This window comes from Rhodosalinus sp. (assembly GCF_041685465.1).
Classification (GTDB): domain Bacteria; phylum Pseudomonadota; class Alphaproteobacteria; order Rhodobacterales; family Rhodobacteraceae; genus Rhodosalinus.
Genome location: NZ_JAWLFS010000318.1, coordinates 1 through 2,710, shown reverse-complemented (window position 1 = coordinate 2,710; position 2,710 = coordinate 1). Strand labels below are relative to the sequence as shown.

The 2,710-nt window shown below is 70.3% G+C and carries 4 protein-coding genes; 2 read left to right on the top strand and 2 right to left on the bottom strand.

Annotated elements, in window-relative coordinates; all coding sequences use genetic code 11:
• The first annotated feature begins 483 nt into the window (after nt 1-483).
• Complete coding sequence (locus ACESL7_RS15075; protein ID WP_372894113.1) at nt 484-1,413, top strand: sulfite exporter TauE/SafE family protein; 930 nt, start codon at nt 484-486, stop codon at nt 1,411-1,413.
• A complete protein-coding gene (locus tag ACESL7_RS15070; RefSeq protein WP_372894112.1) occupies nt 1,413-2,171 on the top strand; it encodes a TIGR02186 family protein in 759 nt (252 codons plus the stop codon). Before ACESL7_RS15075 ends, ACESL7_RS15070 begins: the two co-directional genes overlap by 1 nt.
• Before the next feature lie 10 nt (nt 2,172-2,181).
• Here ACESL7_RS15070 and ACESL7_RS15065 read toward each other — a convergent pair whose 3' ends face one another.
• On the bottom strand, nt 2,182-2,556 hold the full coding sequence (locus ACESL7_RS15065) for a PAS domain-containing protein (protein ID WP_372894111.1): 375 nt from the start codon (nt 2,554-2,556) through the stop codon (nt 2,182-2,184).
• A 27-nt stretch (nt 2,557-2,583) separates the two neighbouring features.
• Nucleotides 2,584-2,710, bottom strand: a 127-nt coding sequence (locus tag ACESL7_RS15060; RefSeq protein WP_372894114.1) for a 3-keto-5-aminohexanoate cleavage protein, incomplete at its 5' end; no start/stop codon positions are given.

Sequence of the window (2,710 nt, the reverse complement as noted above, 5' to 3'; positions counted from 1 at the left end):
CTACGTGGCCGACGGCTGGGCCGAAGCTGGACTGCGCCCCGGTTACTACCAGCGGACCGGACATCCGCCGGTGGACGCGCTCATGCTCGTCCGCACGCTTCCCTGAAACGCGTCCGGCCCGCGGCGCCGGATCAGTGGCCCGGCGCGGCGCATGCGCGTTCCGGGATGCCGGGCAGTCCCGCAGCCGCAACGGTCTGCGCCCTCGAAGGCCGAAAGCGACCTGGCGGGGGTCATCTGCCCGAGGCTGACCCGCACGTCGAGCGCAGCGCCGGCGAGGGGCTCTGCCCCTCGCGCTCCCCGGAGTATTTGCGCCAAGATGATGGGCCCCACCGCATCCGGCCCCATCATCTTGGCCCAAATACTCTCGGGGGGTGAATTGGCCGAAGGCCAAGAGGGGGGCGGACAGCCCCCCTGCATCCGGCCGCGGTGCGCGCCGCGCCGCGGCAACTTGTCAAGCGCGGGGGGGGGACGCTAGGAAGGGACATGATGATCTACCTGCCCATTGCCGAGGTGTCGGTGAACGCCTTCGTCCTCCTGGGGCTCGGCGGGCTGGTGGGGGTGCTCTCGGGCATGTTCGGCGTCGGGGGCGGTTTCCTGATGACGCCGCTCCTGTTCTTCATCGGGATCCCGCCCGCGGTCGCCGTCGCCACGGAGGCGAACCAGATCGTCGCCTCGTCCTTCTCGGGGGCGCTCGCGCATTTCCGGCGCAAGACCGTCGATCTGCGCATGGGGCTGGTGCTGCTGGCGGGCGGTCTGATCGGTGCGGCGATCGGGATCTGGATCTTCAACGTGCTGAAGGCGCAGGGGCAGGTGGACCTCCTCGTGCGGCTCTCCTACGTCGTCTTCCTCGGCGTGGTCGGCGCGCTCATGTTCGTCGAGAGCCTTCGCGCGCTTCTCAAGGCGCGCCGCCCGGCCGGCGTGGTGCCCGCGCGCCGCGCGAGGCAGCGGGGCTGGGTGCACGTCCTGCCCTTCAAGATGCGCTTCCGCACCTCGGGGCTCTACATCTCCGTCATCCCGCCGCTGCTCGTCGGCGTCGCCGTGGGCATCCTCGCGGCGATCATGGGGGTCGGCGGCGGCTTCATCATGGTGCCGGCGATGATCTATCTGCTCGGCATGCCGACGAAGGTGGTGGTGGGGACCTCGCTCTTCCAGATCATCTTCGTCACCGCCTTCACCACCCTCCTGCACGCCACGACGAACTACACCGTGGACATGATCCTCGCCGTGCTCCTGCTGATCGGGGGCGTGATCGGCGCGCAGGTGGGCGCGCAGCTCGGCACGCGGCTCGCGGCCGAGCAACTGCGCATCCTGCTCGCGGTCATGGTGCTCGCGGTCTGCGGCAAGCTCGCCGCGGATCTCCTGTTCCAGCCGGCCGAACTCTACTCGCTGGGTGACAGCGGCGGGGGCCACTGATGCGGTGGTTGGCGCTGGCGCTCCTCGCACTCGCGGCGCCGCTGCGTGCCGAGGAGGTGGTGCTCGGCCTGTCGCGCGACACGGTCTCGATCACCACGAGCTTCGAGGGATCGGAGATCCTGATCTTCGGCGCCGTCAAGCGCGAAGCGCCGATCCTCGGCGATCCGCCCCTCGAGGTGGTGATCACCGTCGCCGGGCCGAGCCGGCCCGTCACCGTGCGCCGCAAGGAGCGGGTCGCCGGTATCTGGGTGAACACCGATGCCCTCAGGATCGACCTTGCGCCGAGTTTCTACGCCGTCGCCACGAGCGGCCCGCTCGACGAGGTGCTGCTCGAGACGGAGGACCTGCGCCACAAGGTCTCGATTCCGCGCGCCATCCGCTCGGTCGGCGCCCCGCCGGAGGTCGGGGACGCGGGGGCTTTCACCGATGCGCTGGTGCGGATCCGCGAACGCGCCGGCCTCTACGCCATGGCCGAGGGTGCGGTCGAGCTGACCGATCAGACGCTTTTCTCCGCCGCGATCGACATGCCGGCCAACCTGACCGAGGGTGCCTATGACACCCGCGTCTTCCTGACGCGCGACGGGGCCGTGGTGGCCGAGTTCGACACCGTCATCGGGGTGCAGAAGGTGGGGCTGGAGCGCTTTCTCTTCACGCTGTCGCGCGAACAGCCGCTGGTCTACGGGCTCCTGTCGCTCGCCATCGCGATCGCGGCCGGCTGGGGCGCCTCGGCCGCCTTCCGCGCGCTGCGCCCGGGCTGAGCGCCGCGCCTCAGTTCACCGGGTTCTGCGCGCCCGCGTAGAACATGAGCCGCCCGTCGCCGTCGTAGATCGGGCGGATGCGCAGCCGGTTGACGAAGGGCGTGCCGTCCTTGCGGTAGTTCAGGATGTCGATGGTGAACCGGGTCTGGGCGCGCAGGGCCTGCCGGATCGCCTCGATCGCGTGCGGATCCGTCTCAGGGCCCTGAAGGAAGCGGCAGTTGCGGCCCACGGCCTCCCCGGCGGAATAGCCGGTCTGGCGCTCGAATTCCTCGCTGACGTAGATCATCGGGTTGTCGGGCTGCGCGGGGTCCGAGAAGACGACGCTCATGTCGGCCTCATCGTCTTCGAGAAGCGCGGTGAAATCGTCGCCGGGAGCGGTGGGCACGGGGGCTGTCCTTTCGTCGTGTCGGTGTCAGGCGGGCGTGGGCGCAGGCAACCTGAGCCCGAGAATCTCGCGCGCTTCGCGCCATGTGGCGACCGGGCGCTCGTGGCGCGCGCAGATCTCCGCGGCGCGCCGCACCAGCGCGGCGTTCGAGGGT